Here is a 23529-nt window from a genome sequence, read left to right on the forward strand (position 1 = left end):
TATCAGACCCCTATCGGCATATGTTCGGCGCTGCGCTCCACCTTGCGCGGCGCGACGATTTCCTTCCATTGCGACAGCGCCCGATTGGCGGCGCCATTCGGCTCGCGCTCGATGAAGCGCCCGTCGCCCGGCTGTGCCGTGACATGGCCCTTGTCGAAAGCAATGCGCCCGCGGGAAAGCGTCATCTTCGGCAGGCCCTTGAGCTCGAAGCCTTCAAACACGTTGTAGTCGATGGAGGAATGCTGGGTCTTTGCAGAGACCTTCCGGGTCGCCTCCGGGTCCCAGATGACAAGATCGGCATCCGCACCCGGCAGCACCGCGCCTTTCTGCGGATAGATGTTCAAGATCTTGGCAATGTTGGTCGAAGTGACAGCCACAAATTCATTTGGCGTGAGGCGCCCGGTGCGCACGCCGCGTGTCCACAGCACCGGCATGCGTTCTTCCAGCCCACCCGTACCGTTGGGAATCTTGGTGAAATTGCCGATGCCGTAGCGCTTCTGTTCGGTGGTGAAGGCGCAATGGTCGGTGGCCACGCATTGCAGGCTTCCCGCTGCAAGGCCGGCCCACAGACTGTCCTGATTGACCTTGTCGCGGAATGGCGGCGACATCACGCGGCGCGCCGCATAGTCCCAATCCCGATTGTGATATTCGCTCTCATCGAGCGTCAGATGCTGGATCAGCGGTTCGCCGAAAACACGCATCCCCTTCTGGCGGGCACGGCGGATCGCCTCATGGCTCTGCTCGCAGGAAACATGCACGACATAAAGCGGCACGCCCGCCTGATCGGCGATCATGATGGCGCGGTTGGTGGCTTCGCCTTCCACTTCCGGCGGACGGGAATAGGCATGCGCCTCCGGCCCGTCATTGCCTTCCGCCAGCAGTTTCGCCTGCAACTGCGCGACGATATCGCCGTTTTCGGCATGGACGAGCGGCATGGCGCCTAGTTCCGCGCAGCGCTGGAACGAGGCGAACATCTCGTCATCATTCACCATCAGCGCGCCCTTATAGGCCATGAAATGCTTGAAGGTATTGATGCCGCGCTTCACCACTTCGGCCATTTCATTGAAGGTTCGCTCGTTCCAGCCGGTGATGGCCATGTGGAACGAATAGTCGGTGCGCGCCTTGCCCGCTTTCTGAAACCATTCCTGCAAGGCTTCCAGAAGATTGCCTTCCGAGCCGGGGAGGACGAAATCGACCACCATCGTCGTGCCGCCCGCAAGCGCGGCAGAAGTCCCCGTATCGAAATCGTCGGAGGAATAGGTGCCCATGAAGGGCATCTGCAAATGGGTGTGCGGGTCGATGCCGCCGGGCATGATATAGCAGCCGGATGCATCGATCACTTCATCGCCGGAGAGATTGTCGCCGACGGCAACGATCTTCTCGCCTTCGATGAGAACATCGGCTTTAAAGGTGCGGTCAGCCGTGATGACGGTTCCGCCTTTGATGACCTTTGCCATTGTTCGTCGTTCCCCTTTTGGTTTTGTTGCGAACAGTAGCAGTATCGGAGAGGTCCGAAATCAACTCACAATTTCAGCGGTCTCCAATACTGCATGCAGAAGCACGTCGGTTCCCGCCGACGCCCATTCTTTCGAAATGTCCTCGTCTTCATTATGGCTAAGGCCGTCCACGCAAGGACACATGACCATGGCCGTCGGCGCGACGCGGTTGATCCAGCAGGCATCATGGCCAGCGCCCGAAACGATATTGCGGTGGCTGTAGCCGAGCCGTTCCGCCGCATTGCGGATCGCCTCCACGCAGCCATTATCGAAAGTCACCGGGTCGAAATGACCCGCCACTTCGATCTCGATGCCGATGCCAAGTTCCGCGGCGATCTTCGGCGCTTCCTTTTCAAAACGCGCTTTCATATCGTCCAGCACAGCCTGGTTGGGCGAACGGAAATCGACGGTAAAAACGATCTGGCCGGGAAGCACATTGCGCGAATTGGGCGATACGTCGATATGGCCGACCCCGCCCACCGCGTCCGGCTGGTGCGCCATGGCGATCTCGTTGACAAGCTGCAGCATGCGGCCAAGGCCAAGGCTTGCATTCTTGCGCATCTTCATCGGCGTGGAGCCGGTATGCGCTTCCTTGCCGGTCAGGGTCACTTGCAGCCACCACAGCCCCTGGCCGTGGGTGACGACGCCAATATCCTTGTGTTCCGCTTCGAGGATTGGTCCCTGTTCGATGTGAAGCTCGAACATCGCATGGATCTTGCGCTGCCCGACCGGCTCATCACCTTTCCAGCCGATGCGCTTCAGCTCATCGCCGAATTTCTTGCCCTTGGCGTCGGTGCGCTGATAAGCCCATTCCTGTTCGTGGACACCGGCAAAAACACCCGATGAAAGCATGGCGGGCGCAAAGCGCGTGCCTTCCTCATTCGTCCAGTTGACGACGACGATGGGGCGCTTTGTCTTGATGTTCAAGTCGTTGAGCGTGCGCATGACTTCGAGGCCGCCGAGCACGCCCAGCACGCCATCGAATTTTCCGCCGGTCGGCTGCGTGTCCAGATGGCTGCCCATATAGACCGGATCGGCATCCGCATCTTCGCCGGGGCGGGTGAAGAACATGTTCCCCATCGTGTCCACGCCCATCGAAAGCCCGGCTTTTTCACACCAGCTTTGAAACAGCTTGCGGCCATCGCCATCCTCATTGGTCAGGGTCTGGCGATTGTTGCCACCGCGCAAACCGGGGCCGATGCGGGCCATGTCCATCAGACTGTCCCACAGACGATCGCCGTTGACTCTAAGATTGCTGGTGAGCACCATGCGCTCTGCCTCCGCATTCTGTATGGGCGTTCAAATCCGGGCCATTATATTTCTGGCCCACATTCACCCGCCAATATATGTTCCCGTGACCCGGCTCTTTGGCCACAATATTCTTGCCTTGCGCAAAAACTTGACTAGTTGGTCAAATTGCAGGCTAGAAGAGCCTTTGAACATGGTCAAGCGCTTTTGAAAAATTCTATGCTGCTGAAAGGTGTCAAATGGCCACAGCTCCTTCAGACTCACGGACCGAGACGGTCGAAAGCGACAGGACGTCGAATGACAGGTCGGAAGGTGCGACACGCATTCAGGGCATCAATCGCAGGCTTATCCTCGATGCAGCGCTGGAGGTTTTTTCCGCTTACGGTTTTCGCGGGTCGACCATCGACCAGATCGCCGAGAAGGCGGGCATGTCGAAGCCAAACCTGCTTTATTATTTCCCGCGCAAGCAGAATATCTATGTGACCGTGCTGGAAGACACGCTCGCCAGCTGGCTGGAGCCTTTCGAGCATATCGACCCGGACGGCGATCCGCTGGAGGAATTGCGTCGCTATATCCGGTTGAAGCTCGAAATGTCGGCGAAGAAACCGGAGGCTTCGCGCCTCTTTGCCAATGAGATATTGCACGGCGCACCGGCGATTTCCGATTTCCTGAAGGGGCATCTGAAGCAACTGGTCGATGAAAAGGCGGCGGTCATTCATCGATGGATCGCTGAAAAGCGCCTGGCCCCGGTCGATCCTTATCACCTGATTTTCACCATATGGGCGGTAACGCAGCACTATTCGGATTTTTCCGTTCAGGTCGCAGCCGTTCTCGGCCGCCGTTCGGAGGAGGCCGGATTTTATGACGAAACGGCCCGGGCGGTGAGCGCCATCATTCTTGACGGCATTCGCCCGCGGGACGAAAGTCCGGCCTCATGAAGACGATTCGAATTTCGGCAGCCATTGTCCGCGATGAAGCGGGCCGTTTCCTTCTCGTGCGCAAGCGCGGCAGCGAGATTTTCTTCCAGCCGGGCGGCAAGATCGATGCGGGGGAGCAGCCTGAAGTGGCGCTCATCCGCGAGATCGAGGAAGAGCTCGGCATTCTCATTGACGAGAGCCAGCTCCGCTATGCCGCGAAAATGGCAGCGCCTGCCGCCAATGAAGCCGATGCGACGGTCGAGGCGGAATTGTTTCACCTGACTTTGAAGGACGGTCAGGTTCCCGTTGCCTCCAGCGAGATCGAGGAACTTCTCTGGAACCCGCCGGGCGATACGACGCGCCCGGTCGCCCTGCTGTCGCAGAGCATCCAGGCGCGTTTTGCAGAAAAATAGCCGTTGTTGCGGTAATTTTATTCGCGCATGAATAATCTGTTCGCATGTGCATATATTTCAATTGCGCTTCGACGGTCCGGCTTCTATCAATCGCCAAATGAGGAGTGCGGCGATCGCCGTTGTTGAGGAGATATCCATGCATTTGAAGGCATCCGAAAAGCGAACGCTTGGCCGTACCGGCTTGACCGTCACCGCGCTTGGTCTGGGAACCGCGCCTTTGGGCGGGCTTTATGCGCCTGTTTCCCGCGCCGACGCCGATGCTTTGCTGGAAGCTGCTTGGGCCAGCGGTATCCGGTATTACGACAGTGCACCGATGTATGGCTATGGCCGCAGCGAGCATCTTCTCGGCGATATGCTGCGTGAAAAGAGCGAGCGCGCCGTTGTTTCAACCAAGGTCGGGCGCCTGATGGCCAATGAGCGTGCAGGCCGGACCTTGCCGCCGCCGCTGCCGAAAAACCCGTTCGATTCCGGCTGGCACAATGGCCTCAATTTTCGCGAGGTTTTTGATTACAGCTATGACGGCATCATGCGCAGTTTCGATGACAGCCAGCAGCGTCTCGGCTTTCCTGAAATCGACCTGCTTTATGTCCACGACATTGGCCGCGTGACCCATGCCGAAAGGCACGAGCATCACTGGAACGCGCTGACCAGGGGCGGCGGATTTCGGGCGCTGGCCGAATTGCGCGAGGCCGGAAATATCAAGGGTTTCGGTCTCGGCGTGAACGAATGGCAGGTCATTCGCGATGCGCTGGAAGAAGCTGATCTTGATTGCTCGCTTCTGGCTGGCCGCTATTCGCTGCTTGATCAGGTGTCGGAAAAGGAATTCCTGCCATTGGCGCAAAAGCGCGGCATGGCGCTGGTCATCGCGGGTGTGTTCAATTCGGGGATTCTGGCTGCGCCGCGCGGCGGCGAACAGAAGTTCGACTATGCCGACGCGCCTGCTGAAATCGTTGCGCGCACCAATCGCTTGCATGATATTTGCGACGAGTATCATGTTCCGCTTGCCGCTGCAGCCATGCAGTTCCCGATGAGGCATGAGGCCGTCAGCTCCATTCTGATCGGTGTCCGCTCGCCGGAACAGATCAGGCAGAATGTGGTCTGGTTCGAGCAATCGATCCCGGATGAATTCTGGGCGAAATTGCGTTCCGAAGGCCTTATTTCGTAACCATGGCCTCCAGAATCCTCTGCGTCGGTGCCCTCACCATGGACACCATCTTGCGCCTTGACGCGCTCCCTCACGCGGCGGGCAAATATCTGCCGCGCGAGGCCGTGGAAATCGCGGCAGGCATGGCTTCGAGCGCAGCCGCGGCGATTGCCCGGCTGGGCGGCGATGTGGCGCTATGGGCTTCCGCGGGAATTGACCCGGTGGGTGATCGCGCCGTCGCGGAGCTTCAAGCCGAAGGCATCGATTGTGCCTATATCCGGCGGCTGCAAGGTGTACGCACGGCGTTTTCGTCGATCCTCGTTGATGCGGGCGGCGAGCGTATCATCGTGCCTTTTTATGATCGCAGGCTTGCAAGCCCGTCCGATGTGGCGCCGCCGATTGCAGCGGGAGCCTATGCTGCCGTAATGGTCGATGTTCGCTGGCCGTGGGCGGCTGAAACCGCGCTGCGTGCTGCCCGCGAAGCGGGCATTCCGGCCATATTGGATGCCGATACCGCGCCCGTCAAACTGCTCGAGACGCTGCTTCCGCTTGCAACCCATATCGTCGCATCGGAACCCGCCGCAAGCAGCGTCGCGGGCGCGACGGATTTGCGCGAGTGCGTCCGGATCCTGAGCCGTCGCTATGATGTGTTCACAGCGGTCACCGCTGGGGCGGAAGGCTGCTACTGGGCGGAAGGCGCTGGCGAGCCGGTTTCGCATATGCCCGGTTTCAAGGTGGATGCTGTGGACACGCTGGCGGCGGGCGACGTCTTCCATGGCGCTTTCGCGCATGGTCTGGTGGAAGGCAAGGATATCGCCGACATGATCCGCTTTGCCAGTGCCGCAGCCGCCATCAAATGCGCCCGCTTCGGCGGGCGGGCCGGTTCGCCAAGCCGGGCGGAAGTTCTTTCCTTCATCGAAACAGGTATTGTACCAAACCGATAAGCTGATTGTCTCCAGACTTTGCCCCCCTCGTCCTTCGAGGCGCTTTTTCAACAGCTCCTCAGGATGGGAGAGGGAGATTGTCAGCGCGCTGAACTGGCTCGCATTTCAGGTAATTTTCTTCCTCTCCATTCTCCGAAAATCATGTAGTTACCCACTGAACTCGAATTGACTCTTTACTAACATGTTAGTATGTGCGAGCTTAAAGTTCAAATATGGGAGGAGCCAGTTTTGGCACATGATCATTCGGGGCAGGAGCGTTTCGGTCTCTCTGCAGCGCTCACCACGCCATTCGATGCGGATGGCAAGATCGATGTCAGCCGTGCGCTGAAGCACGCACATGCGCGGCTCGATAATGGCTGCTCGAGCGTAACCCTGTTCGGCACCACGGGCGAAGGTTCGTCGATTGCCGATGCCGAACGCGCCGCTCTGCTCGATGCATTTGTTGCAGACGGTTTTCCGGCGTCCAGCATCGTCGTCGGTGTGATGGAAAATTCGGTTGCCGACGCCGTTCTTCAAGCTGGCGATGGGCTGCGCCGCGGCTGCAAGGCCATTCTTCTGGCGCCCCCTTCCTATTTCAAGAACCTGTCCGATGAAGGCCTGTTCAACTGGTTCTCGTCTGTCTTCAAAGGCTTGGGTGAAGATGCTCGCGGCATCATTCTCTACAATATTCCCTCGGTTACAGCGGTCGAGCTTTCGGTCGATCTGATCAGCCGCTTGCGCGCAGCCCTTGGCGACGTCATCATTGGCGTGAAGGACTCTTCTGGCAACTGGGCCTATACCGAAAAACTGCTCGCGGCGCACAAGGACATCGCGATCCTGATCGGCGACGAGCGTGATCTGGCCGCAGGTGTTCGTCTCGGCGGGCAGGGCGCGATTTCCGGCATGGCCAACCTGTTCCCCGACCGTCTTCTGCGCATGATCAATGAGGGGAAGGACGATGCCGAACTGGTGGCCGCGGTACGGCAATTGCTGAACTATCCGGTGACGCCAGCGGTGAAGGCCATGGTGGCGCGCCATACGGGCGACAAGGAATGGCGCCGTGTGCGCGCGCCCCTGATTTCACTCAATGATGCGGACTTCGATGCAATTGGCAGTGTATTCGACCGTTTGCATATGGCAAAAGCGGCCTGAAGGCGGCATAAGCCGGAAAGGATAGAGGGGGAACGGATTTGGCGGAAGATCACAACGAGCCGGTGAAACTGCGGGATAAGGCTTACCAGAGCTTCACCCAGCATTTGCTGGCGCGTGATTTTCATCCGGGCCAGTTCGTTTCGCAGCGCCAGCTCGTCACCATGACGGGCTTGCCGCTCGGCGCGATCCGCGAACTCATCCCCCGCCTTGAAGCGGAAGGCCTTATCAAGACCGTGCCGCAGCGGGGGCTCCAGATCGCCCATATCGACCTCAATCTGATCCGCGAAGCGTTTCAGTTCCGCCTTTTCATCGAGAAAGAATCGGTTGCGATCTTTTGCCAATCGGCCTCCGACGAATTGCTGCGCGCATTGCGCGCGGAACATGAGGAAACTCTGGAACGCGCGATGGCGGAAGGTGAGACGCCGGAACTCGAAGCGCGGGCGCAGACTATCGACTGGAGCCTGCACGATACGATTGTCGGCTCGCTCGATAATGAGATCATCTGGCGCGCCTATCAGACGAACACGATCAAGATGCGCCTGATCAATCAGGAGCGTTTCCGCATCACTGGCCGCGTTATACCGGTCATGCAGGAACATCTGGCCGTCCTCGCTGCAATCGAGACACGCGATCCGCAAACCGCCATGGATGCGATCGCCGTTCACATCAACAATGCGCGGAAACTGGCTTTGCAGATTTGACAACCAAGGCCCGGCAAGAGGAGTTGCCGGACCGACGGAATATTTGGGGAGGAGTAAGCAATGAACCTATTACGTCCAACACGCCGGCAATTCCTGGCTGGATCGGCGGCAATCGCCGCATCGGGCATGACCGGCATCAGCCCGTCTTTCGCCCAGTCGAAAGTCGACTGGAAGAAATTTGCCGGAACCACGCTTGAAGTAAACCTCATCAAGAGCCCGCGTGGTGAAATCCTTCAGAAATACCAGAAGGAATTCGAGGAACTCACCGGCATCAAGGTGCATTCCGAGCAGATGCCGGAACAGCAGCAGCGCCAGAAGGCGGTGATCGAGCTGACGTCCGGCCGCCCGAGCTTCGACGTCATCCATATCAGCTATCACGTTCAGAAGCGCCAGTTTGAGAAGGGCGGCTGGCTTGCCGACCTGAACCCGTTCCTGAAAGACCCGACGCTGACGGATGCATCGCTCACGGAAGATGATTTCGCAAGCGCTGGCCTGACCTTCGCCAAGGACGCCAATGGCCGTTTCGGCGCGCTGCCATTCTCGGTCGATTACTGGATCATCTACTGGAACAAGGAACTCTTTGCCGCCAAGGGCATCGAATTCCCGAAGACCTTTGAGGAACTGGTCGCTGCCGCCGAAGCGCTCACCGACCCGTCGACCAACACCTATGGTTTCGTCGCGCGCGGCATGAAGAATGCCAATGCGCCGGTCTATACCAGCCTCTTGCTCGGCTATGGCAAGCAGTCGGTTGATGCCGATGGCAACCTCCAGACGGATTCGCCGGAAGGCATTGAAGCCGCAAAGCTCTACCAGCGCCTTATGACCAAATCGGCGCCTCCCGGCGTTGCGGGCTTCAACTGGGCCGAATGCCAGTCGAACTTCCTGCAAGGCCGCGTCGGCATGTGGCTCGACGGCATCGGTTTTGCGCCGCCGCTCGAAGACCCGAACAAGTCGCGCGTCGTCGGCAAGGTCGGTTATGGCGTCATGCCGGCAGGCCCGAATGCACAGGCAGCACCGACGACAGGCGACGGCATCGGCGTGACCGAAGCATCCAAGAACAAGGAAGCTGCTTACCTCTATTGCCAGTGGGCCATTTCCAAGGAGATGGGCGCCCGCCTGTTGCAGTCGGGATCGGGCGTTCCGTTCCGCAAGTCCGTCATTGATGACGAGGCTGTGCGCAAGGGCGTCACCATGCCGGAAGGCTGGGTGGAAGCCTTGTCGAAGTCGGCTCCGATCAGCCAGCTCTGCCTGCCGGTCATCGTGCCTGTCACGGAATTCCGCGACATCATCGGTGTTGGCCTCACCAATCTGCTGAACGGCGCCGACGCGGAAGCTGAAATGAAACGCGCGACGGAAGAATTCCGTCCGGTCCTCGCACGGAGCGAAGGAAAATGACATCTGCCGCCCCGACTGGAGCAAAAACGGAAGCTGCCGCCGCAGCTTCCTTCACAAAGACAGGCAAGAGCCGCTTGCGGCCAAGCTACTGGCCGTTTGTTCTTCCAGCCTTGATCACCGTCGGGGCGGTGATCGTCTTCCCATGGGTGTTTACGCTCTGGATGAGTGCCAACCAGTGGCAGCTTGGCGGCGAGCAAAGCTTTGTCGGCTTCGACAATTATCTGCGTCTTGCCGCCGACATGCGCTTCTGGGAATCCATGTGGCATACGGTTGTCTATACGGTTCTGTCGGTCGTGGCCCCGATGATTCTGGGGACGGTCGCAGCACTGGTCTTTGACAGCAAGCTGCCGATGCGCGGACTGCTGCGCGGCATCTTCGTCATGCCGATGATGGCGACGCCGGTGGCTGTCGCGCTGGTCTGGACGATGATGTATCATCCGCAGCTCGGCGTTCTGAACTATCTTCTGTCACTGGTCGGCATTCCGCCGCAGGAATGGATATTCAACCAGAACACGGTAATCCCGTCGCTGGTGCTTGTGGAAACCTGGCAGTGGACGCCGCTTGTCATGCTGATCGTGCTTGGCGGGCTTGCCTCCATGCCGCGCGATCCGTTTGAAAGCGCGGAAATTGATGGCGCCAATGGCTGGCAGAAGTTCCGCTACATCACGTTGCCGATGATCCTGCCGTTCATCATGGTGGCCGTCATTATTCGTTCGATCGATGCGCTGAAAAGCTTCGACATCATCTATGCGATGACGCAGGGCGGGCCGGGAACCGCATCGGAAACCATCAATATCTATCTCTATAATGTGGCGTTTTCCTATTACGACATTGGCTATGCATCGGCGATTGCCGTGGTGTTCTTCGTTGTCATTATCGCCATGTCGCTGGTTCTCCTGGCTCTTCGTCAGCGGACCAAGTGGAACGCCTGAGGACCGACCATGGCACGCAAATCAATTCTTTCGAAGCTTGGCACGGCACTCCTGGTCTTCATCATCGTGTCGCCTGCGATCTTCTTCTTCGTCTGGATGCTGTCGCTTTCGCTGAAATATGAAATCGACAATGGCGCTTACCCGCCAATCCTGATCCCGGAGCGTTTCGCCTGGTCGAACTATACCGAGATTTTCGCGGCCAACGACTTTCTGCTCTACTTCTGGAACAGCCTGCTTGTGACCGGCATGGCGACCTTGCTTGCGCTGCTGGTCGGTGTTCCGGCGGGCTATGGCATTGCGCGGCTCAAGGCGCACAAGTCGGCAATCGTAATCATGATCGCCCGCATGACGCCGGGCCTGTCCTACCTGATCCCGCTGTTCCTTCTGTTCCAGACGTTGGGCCTGCTCGGCACGCTCTGGCCGCAGATCATCATCCATCTGGTCGTCACCGTTCCTATCGTGATCTGGATCATGATCGGCTATTTCGAGACAACGCCGCTGGAACTGGAAGAAGCCGCCATTATCGACGGTGCCTCCTCGTGGCAGGTGTTCATGAAAGTCGCTCTGCCGATTGCCAAGCCCGGCATCGTCGTTTCGCTCATCCTTGCGGTGATCTTCTCGTGGAACAATTTCGTATTCGGCATCGTGCTTGCAAGCCGCGAGACGCGAACCTTGCCGGTCGCGGTCTACAACATGCTGTCCTTCGAGCAGGTCAGCTGGGGTCCGCTTGCAGCCGCAGCCCTCGTGGTCACATTGCCGGTCCTGCTGCTAACCGTATTCGCACAGCGCCAGATCGTTGCCGGTCTGACCGCAGGCGCCGTCAAATAGGAATTGAGGTCAAGATGGCATCTGTATCCATCCGAAATGCAATCAAGAAATATGGCAATGTCGGCGTGTTGCATGGCGTGTCCGTGGATATTCAGGACGGTGAATTTGTCGTGCTGGTCGGCCCGTCGGGCTGCGGAAAGTCGACGCTTCTGCGCATGATCGCAGGACTTGAGGAAATCAGCGACGGCGAAATTGCCATCGGGCCGCGCGTGGTCAACGACCTGCGCGCCAAGGAACGCGATATCGCCATGGTGTTCCAGAATTATGCGCTCTACCCGCATATGACTGTGGCCGACAATATGGGCTTTGCGCTCATGCTGAAAAATGCCCCGAAGGAAGAGCGCGACAGCCGTGTGGCGCGCGCCGCTGAAATCCTCGGCCTCAACAAGCTGCTCGACCGTTTTCCGCGCCAGCTTTCCGGCGGCCAGCGCCAGCGTGTGGCCATGGGCCGTGCGATTGTCCGCGATCCGCAAGTGTTCCTGTTCGATGAGCCGCTGTCCAATCTCGACGCCAAGCTGCGTGTGCAGATGCGCGGCGAAATCAAGGGGCTGCATCAGCGCCTGAAGACCACCACGATCTACGTGACCCACGATCAGATCGAGGCCATGACCATGGCCGACAAGATCGTCGTCATGCGGGATGGTCTGGTGGAACAGATCGGTGCGCCGCTCGATCTTTATGACCGTCCGGCCAATATATTCGTCGCGGGCTTCATCGGGTCTCCATCGATGAACTTCATCAACGGCAAGATCGAAGAAGGCTCGTTCGTGGCCGAAGGCGGCTTCCGTATGCCGCTTCCTCAGGGCGATTATGCAAGCCTGTCAGGCAAGGCCGTATATGGCATGCGCCCTGAGCATATGAAGATTGCCGATAGCGGTGTGCCGGTTACGGTGGAGATCGTTGAGCCGACCGGCTCGGAAATCATGGTCATGGGCAGGCTCGGCGACCAGCCGGTTACGTGCCTGTTCCGCGAGCGCCTGACCGTGCGCCCCGGCGATGTGCTGACCATTGCGATCGATCCGGCAACCAGCCACGTGTTCGAGCCGGAAAAGGGCACCCGCATCAGCGCATAAAAAACGCCGGGCATTGCCCGGCGTCTATGTTTTATTCGGCGGCTTCCTTGACGGCCATCGGGTTATTGGGATGGGTCGTCCAGTTGGCATATTGCGCCGGGATCGGTTCCCTGGTGCGCGGATCGAAACCGCCGATCTGCTCCATGGTGATGCAGTCCTCGACCGGGCAGACATTGACGCAGAGATTGCAGCCAACGCATTCCTCGTCGATCACCTCGAAGTGGCGCGCGCCATTGACCAGATTGGTGATCGCCTGATGCGACGTGTCCTCGCAGGCAATATGGCAACGTCCGCACTTGATGCAGAGGTCCTGATTGATCCGCGCCTTGGTGACATAATTGAGGTTGAGATATTGCCAGTCGCTGACGTGGCCCACGGCCATGCCACGGAAGTCATCCAGCGTCTGATAGCCTTTGCTGTCCATCCAGTCGGAAAGACCGTCGATCATTTCCTGAACGACCTTGAAGCCATAGGTCATCGCAGCCGTGCAGACCTGCACCGTGCCGCAGCCAAGCGCGATAAACTCTGCCGCATCCCGCCACGTAGTGATGCCGCCTATGCCTGAAATCGGCAGGCCGTGCGTTTCAGGATCGCGGGCGATTTCCGCGACCATGTTGAGCGCAATCGGCTTCACTGCCGGACCGCAATAGCCTCCGTGACTGCCGCGCCCGTCAATGGAGGGAACCGGCGACATGCTGTCGAGATCGACTGAGATGATGGAATTGATCGTGTTGATAAGCGATACGGCATCCGTGCCCGCCGCGTGCGCGCCACGAGCGGGCTTGCGGATATCGGTGATATTGGGCGTCAGCTTGGTGATCACCGGCATACGGCTATATTGCTTGCACCATTTGACGACCATGGCGACATATTCCGGCACCTGGCCGACAGCCGCGCCCATGCCGCGTTCGCTCATGCCATGCGGACAGCCGAAGTTCAGCTCAATGCCGTCAGCGCCGGTTTCTTCCACCAGAGGCAGGATGGCTTTCCAGGCCTCTTCTTCGCATGGCACCATGATCGAGGCGATCAATGCGCGGTCAGGCCAGCGCATCTTCACTTCCTTCATTTCACGCAGATTCACTTCGAGCGGCCTGTCGGTGATCAGCTCGATATTGTTGAGGCCAAGCAGGCGGCGGTCGGCGCCATGGATCGCGCCATAGCGCGGCCCGTTGACGTTGACCACCGGCGGGCCTTCCGCGCCAAGCGTCTTCCAGACCACGCCGCCCCAGCCAGCCTTGAAGGCCCGCTCGACATTGTAAGCTTTGTCGGTCGGCGGAGCCGAAGCCAGCCAGAACGGATTTGGAGACTTGATACCGAGGAAATTCGTTGAAAGATCAGCCATTTCTCTATCTCCTCAGCCCTGTTCCTGGCCCAGATGAACGCCGCGGTCCCGCAAAGCCGGAGCCGGGGCATGGAGCGCGCTCCCTGAAAGCACCGCATCCGCAAAGCCCTCGATCGCTTCTGGACGTTTCATCAAAGTTGCATGGATCGATTCAGCGGCAATCTTGCCGTCTTCCACCGATGCGACGGTCAGGTCCTTGCCGCCCGCGACGCAATCGCCGCCTGCCCATATGCCCTCGACCGATGTGCGGCGTTCGTCATCGACGCTGATGCGGCCCTTGGAGAGCCCAATGCCTGAACCGGCCAGCGGTTCCGGCTCGAACGTCTGGCCGATAGCCTTGAAGACCTGATCGGATTTCAGAACGAGATATTCCCCGGTGCCGGAAAGCTTGCCGCCTTCGACAGCGGTATATTCAAAGACCACGGCATTGACGGTGCCGTCTTGGTTCCGTTCAAGGGCGTGCGGCTGCAGCCAGTGGCGGATGACCACGCCGTGGATCTGTGCCAGTTCCTGCTCATAGGCGCTGGCATTCATGTTTTCCTGCCCGCGGCGATAAACGATGGTCACGTTTTCAGCGCCGAGCTTCTTGGTCTGGATGGCAACGTCCACTGCGGTCATGCCGCCGCCGATAACCACGATATTGCGGCCTACGGGCAGGGATGAAAGATCCTTTGTCTGGCGCAGATTGGCGATGTAGTCGACCGCATCGATAACGTTAGGCGCATCCTCGCCAGCAAGACCCAGGCCGTTGACGCCCGGCATGCCCATGCCGAGAAAAACAGCATCATAGCCGGCTTTCAGCGCTTCGATGGTGATATCCTGACCGAGCGTCTGGTTATATTCGATATTGATCGCACCGATCTTGAGCACGAATTCCAGTTCGCGCTGCGCGAAATTATTGACCGTCTTGTAGGCGGCGATACCATATTCATTAAGTCCGCCGCCCTTGGGCCGGGCTTCGAAGACAGTCACCTTATGGCCATGCATCGCAAGGCGGTGAGCAGCCGAGATACCGGCTGGACCCGCGCCCACCACGGCAATGTGTTTGCCGGTTTCAGGCGCGCGCTTGAATGGATGATTGCCGGTTTCCATCAGAACGTCGGTGGCGTAGCGCTGCAATTCACCGATCTTGACCGGCTTGCCTTCCGAAATCTCGCGAACGCACACTTCTTCGCAGAGCGTTTCTGTCGGGCAAACACGAGCGCACATGCCGCCGAGAATGTTTTCCGAAAGGATGGTCTTCGCAGCCCCAACAGGATTGCCAGCATTGATCTGCCGAATGAACATCGGAATGTCGATGCCTGTCGGGCAGGCATTCATGCACGGAGCGTCGTAGCAGAAATAGCAGCGATCGGACTCAACCAAGGCTTCATGCCTGGTAAGCGGTGGATGCAGATCATCGAAAACATGCGCATAATCGGCCTTCGGAAGCCGCGCACCGCGGATGTCCGGCCCGTTTGCGTGCCCCGGATTGTCGACTGCATCAACAGGTGGATTCTCTGCTGCTCCCTGATTCAAAAGATTCATGGATCGCATCTCCCATTTTTGCTTGCGTTCGGCGCGGGTTCCCTTTGCGCGCCGCAACTATGTCCCGGGCTGCGATCTTTACCGCCGCATGATGCCCGTTAAGGACAGGATGACAGATTTTCTCGGAAGGTCAAATTTTTTATCATCTGGTCAATTTATGACAATCGGCCACCACAAATGCCGAAAGGACCCGGCTTGGGCAGCGCAGGTCCTGATATCCGGTATTGATATGCATCTATCAGAAAGAGTTAGAGCGGATCGGACTTGAGCTTATGCGGGGCGGATTGTGCTGTCGCTTCTGTATTCGAGAAAGTTTCAGCTTCCTCCGGCAGCGCGGGGCGGGAGCTCAGCACCAGAGCGCACCCGCCGATAATGACGGCGGCGCCGACGAACTGGATGAGGGAAAGCTGTTCTTTCAGGAAGACAGCACCCACGAGAACCGCGATGACAGTCACGACAAATTCGACGCTGATGGCTTTTGTCGGTCCGACATTTCCGACCAGCCTGAAATAAAGCACATAGGTGAGGGCGCTCATCACGCAGGCCGAGATAAGCAGATAAAGAAAATCGACCAGTCCCGGCATGGCTGGCACGGGTACCGCGAAGATGAGCGGCAAGGTGAGGATGCCGCCAAAAACGAATGCGCCGATGGTGGTTTCCCACGAGCCGGTGCCGGAAAGGCGACGGCTGGCATAGTTGCTGCCAAAAGCTGCTGAAAAGCAGGAGAAAAGCACGGCAACACAGCCCATGACGAAGGCGGGCGTAACGGCAACAGCCGGAAAGCCGACCAGCAGCACGATGCCGGTGACGCCGAGCAGCAGGCCGACAAGACCGCGCGAGGTGATGCGCTCAAGCCCCCATAACTGGCTGATGATCATCGAGAACAGCGGAATGGATGCAACGCAGATTGCGGCCATCGCTGTCCCGATCAGCGGCGTGCCGTAGGAAAGGCCGATCAACTGGCCCGCAACGGTGGTTGCGCCAACAACGGCAAAAGGTTTCCAGCCAGCATGAAAATCAAGCTTGCGTCCGGAGAGTTTCGCAATTGCAAAGAGCGTCCCCGCCGCAATGAAGGAGCGGAACGCCACCGCGCCAACCCAGCCAAAGGCTTCGACGACGCGCAAAACTACGAGGAACGATAATCCCCATGCTACGGCAAGAAAAACATAGGTCGCGATATCTCTGGGTTTCATGCCAGCGGGCTTTCAGGAAGTATTTCGAAACGTCGAATACTGAATTGTTAGGGAACACGTTGCAGCTTTACAAGATTGAAGCCTGATCAGGTCGTTTTTGCGGCGGCGTTCGACGCCGCTTCTGCGATATTGGCGAAGAACCGGTCGGCGATCTTCCGCGCGACCGAGCCCAGCAGTTTCGTACCGATCTGCGCTACCTTGCCGCCCGCATCGCCGCGGATGGCGTAGGACAATATCGTGTCGTCGCCATCTTCATCCAGACGCACATCAGTCGCCCCATGGGCAAATCCCGCTATGGAGCCTTCGCCGTGGCCCGAAATTGTGTAGGAGACCGGCGGTCTCATGTTCGACAATTCCAGAATGCCATGAAAGCGAACCTTCAGGATTCCGAAACTCACCTTGAGCGCGGCGCGTATTTCCGTTTCTGAAATTCGCTCAATATCTTCACAGCCGGGAATGCAGGATTTCAGCGTTTCAATGTCGTTCAGCGCGTCCCAGACGGCTTGTCTTGGTGCGGCAATCCGCTCTTCTCCGGTCAGGTCCATGCTTCACTCCTGGAGCGCATTCCGAAAAGTGAAACCGTTTTCGGATCAAATGCGCCAAAACAACTAGCAGAAATGCGCCGATCTGAATGGGCCGGATCGAAACGCGCTCTGGATGGATCACCCTAAATTGATCAATATGGTGTATATGACACTCTGTCCAAATTGGAAGTTCGGTAATTTATTTGCCGCAAATCCTCTCTAAAGCGCTTAATGTCCGCAATTAAATCGATTTGATTCGGGAGTAGCATCATGGCAAGAGACGCGACGAAGCTTGAAGCAACGGTCGCAAAGCTGAAAAGGCATTGGGCAGATTCGGCTCCGCAGGACATGCGGGCAGCGTTCAAATCGGATCCGGGCCGGTTCGAGCGGTATTCGTTATCTCTGGATGACCTTTTGTTTGACTGGTCGAAATGCCGGGTCAACGACGAAACGATCGCGCTTCTCAAGGAACTGGCGGTTGCTGCCGATGTTGAAGGCCGTCGCGCCGCGATGTTTGCGGGCGAGCATATCAACAATACCGAGGACCGCGCCGTTCTCCATGTCGCGCTGCGTGACACCTCCTCGAAGGAAGTACTCGTCGACGGACACAATGTTCTGCCGGATGTGAAGGAAGTGCTCGACCGTATGGCGGCATTTTCGGACGGCATCCGGTCTGGTGCCATAAAAGGCGCGACGGGCAAGAAAATCACCGATATCGTCAATATCGGCATTGGCGGCTCCGACCTCGGACCCGTCATGGCAACGCTGGCTCTTTCTCCTTATCATGACGGCCCGCGCGCGCATTTCGTGTCCAATATCGACGGCGCTCATATTGCCGATACGCTTGGCGTTCTCGATCCCGCGACGACGCTTGTCATCATCGCATCCAAGACGTTCACGACCATCGAAACCATGACCAATGCGCAGACCGCGCGCAAATGGGTTGCAGAGGCGCTGGGCGAAGCAGCCGTTGGCGCCCATTTCGCCGCCGTCTCCACCGCGCTCGACAAGGTCGCCGCTTTCGGGATCGGCGAAGAACGCGTCTTCGGCTTCTGGGATTGGGTCGGCGGACGCTATTCAGTCTGGTCAGCCATCGGCCTGCCGGTGATGATCGCGATTGGACCCGATAACTTCCGCAAGTTCCTCGCAGGCGCACATTCGATGGATGTGCATTTCCGCGACGCGCCGCTGGAAAAGAACCTGCCCATCTGGCTCGGCCTCATCGGTTACTGGCACCGCGCGATCTGCGGCTATGGCAGCCGTGCGATCATTCCCTATGATCAGCGCCTTGCCCGTCTCCCGGCCTATCTGCAGCAGCTGGACATGGAATCGAACGGAAAGAGCGTCACGATCGACGGCAAGCCGGTTTCCGGCCCCACCGGCCCGGTCGTCTGGGGCGAGCCCGGCACGAACGGCCAGCACGCCTTCTTCCAGCTTCTGCATCAGGGCACCGACACCATCCCGCTGGAATTCATCGTTGCGGCAAAGGGCCATGAAAAGCACCTCGATCACCAGCATGAAATGCTGCTCGCAAATTGCCTCGCGCAGTCGGAAGCCTTGATGAAGGGGCGCACGCTGGACGAAGCGCGCGCGCAGTTGCAGGCGAAGAATCTCCCGGAAAGCGAAGTCGAACGCATTGCGCCGCATCGGGTCTTCTCCGGCAATCGCCCGTCACTGACCCTCATACACGACAAGCTCGATCCGTTCGCGTTCGGGCGTCTGGTCGCGCTCTACGAGCATCGTGTTTTCGTCGAGGCGCAGATTTTCGGCATCAATGCATTTGATCAGTGGGGCGTCGAGCTTGGCAAGGAGTTGGCCACCGAACTTCTGCCGGTGGTGTCGGGGCAGGAAGCGAGCGACGGCCGCGACGCATCCACGCAAGGGCTTGTCGCCCATCTGCATGCGCGAAGGAAAGCTTGACGGCATTCTCTGCACAGCTAGAAATAAAGGAGAGCCGGGTTCGTAACCCGGCTCTCTTCATGAGGAATGAAAATGGGGCATGAAATGAAAACCGAGATTGTAAAATTTGCCGGCGATGTACCGGGAAATGCCATCGAGCTGCGTGTGCTGCGCTTTGCCGGCAAGGACAGCGATGCGCCTTCCGCCTATTTGCAATCGTCGCTTCACGGTGCCGAACTTCCGGGGCAAGCGGCTCTTCATTTTCTGGTTCCGATGTTGAAGAAGGCGGCGGAGGAAGGCCGCGTTCTTGGCAATATTACCGTTGTTCCGCAAGCCAACCCGATCGGCTCCAATCAGTGGCAGGCCCATCAGCATCTCGGTCGTTTCGAGACCTTCTCGCTGACCAATTTCAACCGCGCTTTCCCGCTGCTGCCGGATTTCGACACGTCGGAGCTTCCGGAGCCGGATGCGCCAGTCGCTTTGGCACAGCGCCTCAAGGCGACGCTTTTAAAGCTGGCCCTGCCGAATGACATCGTTCTCGATCTGCATTGCGACGACGAGAGCGAAAACTACGTCTATATCGCTGAAGAATTTGCCGAGGACATGAAAGATTTGGCCATCGCGCTCAATTCGACGGCGATCCTCGCATGGGATACGACCGCCGATGCGGCTTTTGAGGAAGCCTGCGCGCATCCTGTTTTGCAACTGCCAGCGGACAAGCGCAACATGAAGCGCCGGGCGGTTACGACAGTCGAATTTCGCGGCTTGAGCGATGTTTATGCCGATATGGGCAAGGGCGACGCCGAAGGCTTGTATAAATTCCTCGTGCATCGCGGTGTCGTTCGCGACGACGATGTGCGGCTCGCAACCGAATATAAGGGGCTTGTCACGCCGCTTTCGCATGTCGAGATGCTGCGAGCGCCGGAAGGCGGCATGGTGCTCTATCATGTAGCACCCGGCGATGAAGTAAAAGCGGGCGCGAAGCTCGTCACAGTCGTAACCAGACCGGGTGAACCGGAAGGCGACATTACGCTGACCGCGCCGCAGGACGGGCGCATCCTGACCCGTCGTTCGCTGCGCTATGTGCGTCGCGGCGATGATCTCCTCAAATTGCTTGGGCTGAAGCCTTCAGCAGTCAAGAAGCGTGCCGGCGCGTTGGAAGCATGAGCGAAAAGCTTTCCACAGAACGCATCAAATCAATCCGTGCCGTCCTCTTCGACAAGGACGGCACCTTGATCGATTTCGACCGCACCTGGTTTTCGATCTCATGGCATCTTGCGCAGCGCGCCGCGAAAGGCGACGAGCTGCGGGCGCGCGCCTTGCTCGATGCCGGCGGTTATGACTGGCTGACCGAGCGCTTCCGCGCCAATTCGGTTATCGCTGCCGGTACGGTCGAAGACATCGTTTCGCTTTGGCACCCGGATGTGATGCCCAGGCAATTGCGCGAGCTTGTCGAAGAATATGACGCTTACTGCGTCACTGAAGGCGCACGCTCGGCAGTTGCCATAGAAGCCTTGCATGAAACCCTTGATGCGCTTCGTGCAATGGGCTTCCGGCTGGGCATTGCCACCAACGATTCCGAGGCGGGTGCCCATGCCACGGCCAAGGCGCTGGGCATCGACGGGTTTTTCGACGTAGTGATCGGCTACAACACGGCGGCACGCCCGAAACCCTATCCCGATCCGCTGCTTTATTTTGCTGAAAAGCTGGGGCTGGCTCCGCACGAGATCGCCATGGTTGGCGATAATCTTCATGATCTTGAAACAGCCCACGCGGCGGGGGCAGGGCTGGCAGTGGGCGTCCTGTCGGGCAACAGTCCGCGCGAGGCGCTCGAGCCACATGCCGATGTGGTGCTGGACAGCGTTGCCGGATTGCCTGAACTGCTGGCGCCGCCCTCTGTATGAAAACGCTCTGAAACAATTGCGGCCGGATAAGATATCCGACCGCAATCACATCCTGTTCAATACTCTAACCTATTGAATCCAAGCGTCGTGCTTTTAGAAAATCGATTCCGATTTTCGGGCCGATGCCCTAGAGCGGTTCCTGTTTTGACGGAATCGTTGGAACCGCTCTATCTATTTGTTTTTGCCGCATTTCCGAACGCAAAACCGTTTCACACTTTTGCTGGAAATGCTCTAGTCGCGCAGTTCTCGCCGCAAAATCTTGCCGACATTGCTTTTCGGTAGACTCTCGCGAAACTCGACTTCGCGCGGGCGCTTGTAATTGGTGAGCCGTTCAGCGCAATAGGCTTTGACGTCATCTGCGGTCAGGTTGAGGTCGCTGCGCACGACGAACAGTTTCACGACCTCGCCGGAATGTTCGTTCGGTATGCCGATGGCAGCCGATTCCACGATCCCCGGATGACCCGCGGCTACTTCCTCGATCTCGTTCGGATAAACATTGAAGCCGGAAACAAGAATCATGTCCTTCTTGCGGTCAACGATCTTGGTGTAGCCTCGTTCATCCATGAAGCCCATGTCGCCGGTGCGGAAAAAACCGTCGGGCATGATCGCACGCTTGGTTTCGTCGGGACGGTTCCAGTATCCGGCCATCACCTGCGGCCCGCGCACGCAGATTTCGCCGACTTCACCGAGCGCGAGGTCTGTTCCGTCATCATCACGGATTGCGACGTCGGTTGACGGCATCGGCAAGCCGATGGTGCCGGAAAACTCCGTTGCGTCAAGTGCATTGGCGCAGGCGACCGGCGAGGTTTCCGAAAGGCCGTAGCCTTCCGTGATATGGCAGCCGGTCATTTTCTGCCAGCGCTCGGCAACCGGGCGCTGCACGGCCATGCCGCCGCCGAGAGTGAGGATCAGGGGTTTGAAATCCAGCGCCTGGAAATCGGGATTGTTCATGAGGCCATTGAACAGCGTATTGAGGCCCGGGAAGATATGGAACGGATATTTCTTCAATTCTTTCACGAAACCGGGAATATCGCGTGGATTGGGGATGAGGACATTGCGCGCCCCGAGTTTAACGCCGATCATCGCATTCACGGTAAGCGCGAAAATGTGGTAAAGCGGCAGGGCGCACACAAAATTCAGGGCCTTGGGCTTGCCCTTGTTGCGGAACGCAACCTCCATCCAGATACGCATCTGCTCCACATTCGCAAGAATATTGCTGTGGGTCAGCATGGCACCTTTCGATATGCCGGTCGTGCCTCCGGTATATTGCAGGAAAGCAAGGTCGGAACCCTGTACGGGAATTGGGTTGAAGGATTGGGCGCGGCCTTGAGCCAGTGCATCCTTGAAGGAGGTATGCCCCGGAATGTTCCAAGCCGGCACCATTTTTTTCACGCGGCGCACAACGAGATTGATGATATGGCCCTTTAGGCCGTGCATGTCGCCCATCGAGGCGACGATGATATTGGGAACGTCGACAGAGCTAAGGGTCTTTTCTACCGTCGCGGCAAAGTTCTCCAGAACAATCAACGCTTTGGCGCCGGAATCCTTCAACTGGTGCTCCAGCTCTCGCGGCGTATATAGCGGATTGACATTCACGACAACGAAACCTGCGCGGAGGATCGCCGTGAAGGCAATCGGATAATGCAGGATATTCGGCATCATCACCGCGACACGGTCGCCTTTTACGAGGCCCCGCGACTGTAGAAAAGCAGCAAGCGCGCGCGAATGTTCATCGAGTTCCTTGTAGGACAGATCCTTGCCCATACAGGTGAAGGCAGGGCTGGAGGCGAATTGTCGGCACGATGCCAGAATCATATCGCCGATGGAAGTTGCCTTGCTCAGGTCGATCTCGTGCGGAACGCCAGCGGGATAAGACTTGAACCAGATCTTTTCCGGCACTGGCGCGCCATTGGCTGGCGATCCTGCGGTGATGGATTCGACTACGGATGCACTTTGCCCAGTCGCTTTTTTTGCCATTTCTTCTCCCCGGATTGCTCCGTCCTGTATTGGGCAGCCTGTGCGCCCGCCGTCTCCCAAGCCATCCGCCCCACGGACGGCTCCCTCATTGATAAATGTGGTCGAGTTTTGCTCTCTTCGCAAGAGTTACATTGACGTAAGCGTAAATTAAAAAAGAGTCGAGTGTCTCTCCCAATTTTGAAGTCTGGCATTCACGATCGGTTGAAACCCGCCACGGGCAAAATAGCCTGTCCGGCGGGTCGAGAATATCGGAACTGTGCCCGGCGACCGTTTTATTGGGCTTCTAATGCCTGATTTCTAAGAGATTGAACGAGTATCGAGATTGCCCTGCCGCCGTAAATGACAAGATCATAGTTCCTGTCGCCTCGCAACCATTCGTTGAGAAGCCCGCTTAGCATGGAAAGCAGGATCGGTGCTGCGGTGTCAGCGGTCCATTCCTTTGAAAGCTCCCCGCGTCTTGCGGCCACGTCCAGCAATCCGGCGAAAAGGGAGAGAACATTGGCGCGCGCTTCCCTAAGGCGCTCTTCAAGCGGGGCCATCTCGCCGACGAACTCGCATCGCTGGTTGATAATGATGAAGATATTCTGCTGACGCTCATCCTTGGAGAAAAGCTGCAGTGCCTGGATAATCGATTGTTCCAGCACATGCATCGGATTGGGATGGTTGACAGCCGCTGCCTGCAGCATGATTTCTTCTTGCGGAAACCGGACATTGCCGATGATGGTGCGAAGAATCTCCACCTTGTCGCGGAAGTGGAAATAAATCGCCCCCCGCGTCACTCCGGCATGACAGGCGATTTCCATCAGTGTAGACTGATTTACACCACGCTCGAGGAAAACCTGCTCGGCAGCTATCAGAATCGCTTCCCGGGTTTCGGCTGCCTCGGCTTTCGTTCTTCGCATGACTTCTCTCGGGTGAATGCAGGCAGGCTTGTGGGCTCA

Annotated in this window: 21 protein-coding genes; 13 read left to right on the forward strand and 8 right to left on the reverse strand. The window is 58.1% G+C overall.

What is annotated here, in order from left to right:
• Positions 1–2: 2 nt before the first annotated feature.
• On the reverse strand, positions 3–1457 hold the full coding sequence (gene hydA / locus F9K78_RS12220) for a dihydropyrimidinase (protein WP_121982867.1): 1455 nt from the start codon (positions 1455–1457) through the stop codon (positions 3–5).
• A gap of 60 nt (positions 1458–1517) precedes the next feature.
• Positions 1518–2765, reverse strand: a complete 1248-nt coding sequence (locus F9K78_RS12225) for a Zn-dependent hydrolase (protein WP_121985676.1) — start codon at positions 2763–2765, stop codon at positions 1518–1520.
• A gap of 218 nt (positions 2766–2983) precedes the next feature.
• Here F9K78_RS12225 and rutR point away from each other — a divergent pair, with 218 nt between their 5' ends.
• The 10 genes from rutR (at position 2984) to F9K78_RS12275 (ending at position 12222) form a co-directional block, all read left to right on the forward strand.
• Positions 2984–3682, forward strand: a complete 699-nt coding sequence (rutR, locus tag F9K78_RS12230) for an HTH-type transcriptional regulator RutR (RefSeq protein ID WP_121985675.1) — start codon at positions 2984–2986, stop codon at positions 3680–3682.
• Positions 3679–4074 carry an NUDIX hydrolase gene (locus F9K78_RS12235; RefSeq protein WP_121985674.1) on the forward strand — a complete coding sequence of 132 codons (396 nt, stop codon included), beginning with the start codon at positions 3679–3681 and terminating at the stop codon, positions 4072–4074. The genes rutR and F9K78_RS12235 overlap by 4 nt, the downstream gene beginning before the upstream one ends.
• A 136-nt stretch (positions 4075–4210) precedes the next feature.
• Positions 4211–5239, forward strand: coding sequence for an aldo/keto reductase (locus F9K78_RS12240; RefSeq protein WP_121982871.1), 1029 nt, complete (start codon positions 4211–4213; stop codon positions 5237–5239).
• Positions 5240–5241: 2 nt separating this feature from the next.
• On the forward strand, positions 5242–6162 hold the full coding sequence (locus F9K78_RS12245; protein ID WP_121985673.1) for a PfkB family carbohydrate kinase: 921 nt from the start codon (positions 5242–5244) through the stop codon (positions 6160–6162).
• A gap of 228 nt (positions 6163–6390) precedes the next feature.
• Positions 6391–7293: a dihydrodipicolinate synthase family protein gene (locus F9K78_RS12250; protein WP_121985672.1), complete on the forward strand. Its 903-nt coding sequence runs from the start codon at positions 6391–6393 to the stop codon at positions 7291–7293.
• 38 nt (positions 7294–7331) lie between these two features.
• The gene (locus tag F9K78_RS12255) at positions 7332–7994 is read left to right on the forward strand and encodes a GntR family transcriptional regulator (RefSeq protein ID WP_006466008.1); all 663 of its coding nucleotides are present in this window, start codon (positions 7332–7334) and stop codon (positions 7992–7994) included.
• Positions 7995–8054: 60 nt separating this feature from the next.
• Positions 8055–9389 (forward strand): ABC transporter substrate-binding protein, encoded by a 1335-nt coding sequence (locus F9K78_RS12260; protein ID WP_121985671.1) that lies wholly within the window; start codon positions 8055–8057, stop codon positions 9387–9389.
• The gene (locus tag F9K78_RS12265) at positions 9386–10321 is read left to right on the forward strand and encodes a carbohydrate ABC transporter permease (RefSeq protein ID WP_121985670.1); all 936 of its coding nucleotides are present in this window, start codon (positions 9386–9388) and stop codon (positions 10319–10321) included. Before F9K78_RS12260 ends, F9K78_RS12265 begins: the two co-directional genes overlap by 4 nt.
• A gap of 9 nt (positions 10322–10330) precedes the next feature.
• Positions 10331–11149 (forward strand): carbohydrate ABC transporter permease, encoded by an 819-nt coding sequence (locus F9K78_RS12270; protein WP_121982876.1) that lies wholly within the window; start codon positions 10331–10333, stop codon positions 11147–11149.
• A 14-nt stretch (positions 11150–11163) separates the two neighbouring features.
• Positions 11164–12222 carry an ABC transporter ATP-binding protein gene (locus F9K78_RS12275; RefSeq protein ID WP_121985669.1) on the forward strand — a complete coding sequence of 353 codons (1059 nt, stop codon included), beginning with the start codon at positions 11164–11166 and terminating at the stop codon, positions 12220–12222.
• Positions 12223–12253: 31 nt separating this feature from the next.
• Here the strand turns inward: F9K78_RS12275 and preA are convergent, their stop codons facing one another.
• The 4 genes from preA to F9K78_RS12295 form a co-directional block, all read right to left on the reverse strand.
• Positions 12254–13564 carry an NAD-dependent dihydropyrimidine dehydrogenase subunit PreA gene (gene preA, locus F9K78_RS12280; protein WP_121982878.1) on the reverse strand — a complete coding sequence of 437 codons (1311 nt, stop codon included), beginning with the start codon at positions 13562–13564 and terminating at the stop codon, positions 12254–12256.
• 12 nt (positions 13565–13576) lie between these two features.
• On the reverse strand, positions 13577–15100 hold the full coding sequence (locus F9K78_RS12285) for an NAD(P)-dependent oxidoreductase (protein WP_122066580.1): 1524 nt from the start codon (positions 15098–15100) through the stop codon (positions 13577–13579).
• 239 nt (positions 15101–15339) lie between these two features.
• Positions 15340–16284 carry a DMT family transporter gene (locus tag F9K78_RS12290; protein ID WP_121985668.1) on the reverse strand — a complete coding sequence of 315 codons (945 nt, stop codon included), beginning with the start codon at positions 16282–16284 and terminating at the stop codon, positions 15340–15342.
• Positions 16285–16370: 86 nt separating this feature from the next.
• The gene (locus F9K78_RS12295; RefSeq protein ID WP_121985667.1) at positions 16371–16829 is read right to left on the reverse strand and encodes an SRPBCC family protein; all 459 of its coding nucleotides are present in this window, start codon (positions 16827–16829) and stop codon (positions 16371–16373) included.
• Positions 16830–17078: 249 nt separating this feature from the next.
• On the opposite strand from F9K78_RS12295, the gene pgi reads away from it, so the two are divergent.
• From pgi to F9K78_RS12310, 3 genes are all read left to right on the forward strand, one after another.
• Positions 17079–18728 (forward strand): glucose-6-phosphate isomerase, encoded by a 1650-nt coding sequence (gene pgi, locus F9K78_RS12300; protein ID WP_121985666.1) that lies wholly within the window; start codon positions 17079–17081, stop codon positions 18726–18728.
• A gap of 84 nt (positions 18729–18812) precedes the next feature.
• Positions 18813–19874, forward strand: coding sequence for a succinylglutamate desuccinylase/aspartoacylase family protein (locus tag F9K78_RS12305; RefSeq protein ID WP_121985802.1), 1062 nt, complete (start codon positions 18813–18815; stop codon positions 19872–19874).
• The gene (locus F9K78_RS12310) at positions 19871–20611 is read left to right on the forward strand and encodes an HAD family hydrolase (RefSeq protein ID WP_121985665.1); all 741 of its coding nucleotides are present in this window, start codon (positions 19871–19873) and stop codon (positions 20609–20611) included. Before F9K78_RS12305 ends, F9K78_RS12310 begins: the two co-directional genes overlap by 4 nt.
• A 231-nt stretch (positions 20612–20842) precedes the next feature.
• On the opposite strand, the gene F9K78_RS12315 is transcribed toward F9K78_RS12310, so the two are convergent.
• Together F9K78_RS12315 and F9K78_RS12320 are read right to left on the reverse strand one after the other, a co-directional pair.
• Entirely contained in the window at positions 20843–22588 is a 1746-nt protein-coding gene (locus F9K78_RS12315) for a long-chain fatty acid--CoA ligase (RefSeq protein WP_121985664.1), read from the reverse strand.
• A 272-nt stretch (positions 22589–22860) separates the two neighbouring features.
• Complete coding sequence (locus tag F9K78_RS12320; protein WP_121985663.1) at positions 22861–23490, reverse strand: TetR family transcriptional regulator; 630 nt, start codon at positions 23488–23490, stop codon at positions 22861–22863.
• Positions 23491–23529 lie beyond the last annotated feature (39 nt).

The sequence above is a fragment of the Brucella pseudintermedia genome, from assembly GCF_008932435.1.
GTDB classification, from domain to species: domain Bacteria; phylum Pseudomonadota; class Alphaproteobacteria; order Rhizobiales; family Rhizobiaceae; genus Brucella; species Brucella pseudintermedia.

Coding starts and splice junctions, on each gene's coding strand:
- hydA (WP_121982867.1), bottom strand. CDS start 1,457: ATGGCAAAGGTCATCAAAGGCGGAACCGTCATCACGGCTGACCGCACC.
- F9K78_RS12225 (WP_121985676.1), bottom strand. CDS start 2,765: ATGGTGCTCACCAGCAATCTTAGAGTCAACGGCGATCGTCTGTGGGAC.
- rutR (WP_121985675.1), top strand. CDS start 2,984: ATGGCCACAGCTCCTTCAGACTCACGGACCGAGACGGTCGAAAGCGAC.
- F9K78_RS12235 (WP_121985674.1), top strand. CDS start 3,679: ATGAAGACGATTCGAATTTCGGCAGCCATTGTCCGCGATGAAGCGGGC.
- F9K78_RS12240 (WP_121982871.1), top strand. CDS start 4,211: ATGCATTTGAAGGCATCCGAAAAGCGAACGCTTGGCCGTACCGGCTTG.
- F9K78_RS12245 (WP_121985673.1), top strand. CDS start 5,242: ATGGCCTCCAGAATCCTCTGCGTCGGTGCCCTCACCATGGACACCATC.
- F9K78_RS12260 (WP_121985671.1), top strand. CDS start 8,055: ATGAACCTATTACGTCCAACACGCCGGCAATTCCTGGCTGGATCGGCG.
- F9K78_RS12265 (WP_121985670.1), top strand. CDS start 9,386: ATGACATCTGCCGCCCCGACTGGAGCAAAAACGGAAGCTGCCGCCGCA.
- F9K78_RS12270 (WP_121982876.1), top strand. CDS start 10,331: ATGGCACGCAAATCAATTCTTTCGAAGCTTGGCACGGCACTCCTGGTC.
- F9K78_RS12275 (WP_121985669.1), top strand. CDS start 11,164: ATGGCATCTGTATCCATCCGAAATGCAATCAAGAAATATGGCAATGTC.
- preA (WP_121982878.1), bottom strand. CDS start 13,564: ATGGCTGATCTTTCAACGAATTTCCTCGGTATCAAGTCTCCAAATCCG.
- F9K78_RS12285 (WP_122066580.1), bottom strand. CDS start 15,100: ATGCGATCCATGAATCTTTTGAATCAGGGAGCAGCAGAGAATCCACCT.
- F9K78_RS12290 (WP_121985668.1), bottom strand. CDS start 16,284: ATGAAACCCAGAGATATCGCGACCTATGTTTTTCTTGCCGTAGCATGG.
- F9K78_RS12295 (WP_121985667.1), bottom strand. CDS start 16,829: ATGGACCTGACCGGAGAAGAGCGGATTGCCGCACCAAGACAAGCCGTC.
- pgi (WP_121985666.1), top strand. CDS start 17,079: ATGGCAAGAGACGCGACGAAGCTTGAAGCAACGGTCGCAAAGCTGAAA.
- F9K78_RS12305 (WP_121985802.1), top strand. CDS start 18,813: ATGAAAACCGAGATTGTAAAATTTGCCGGCGATGTACCGGGAAATGCC.
- F9K78_RS12310 (WP_121985665.1), top strand. CDS start 19,871: ATGAGCGAAAAGCTTTCCACAGAACGCATCAAATCAATCCGTGCCGTC.
- F9K78_RS12315 (WP_121985664.1), bottom strand. CDS start 22,588: ATGGCAAAAAAAGCGACTGGGCAAAGTGCATCCGTAGTCGAATCCATC.
- F9K78_RS12320 (WP_121985663.1), bottom strand. CDS start 23,490: ATGCGAAGAACGAAAGCCGAGGCAGCCGAAACCCGGGAAGCGATTCTG.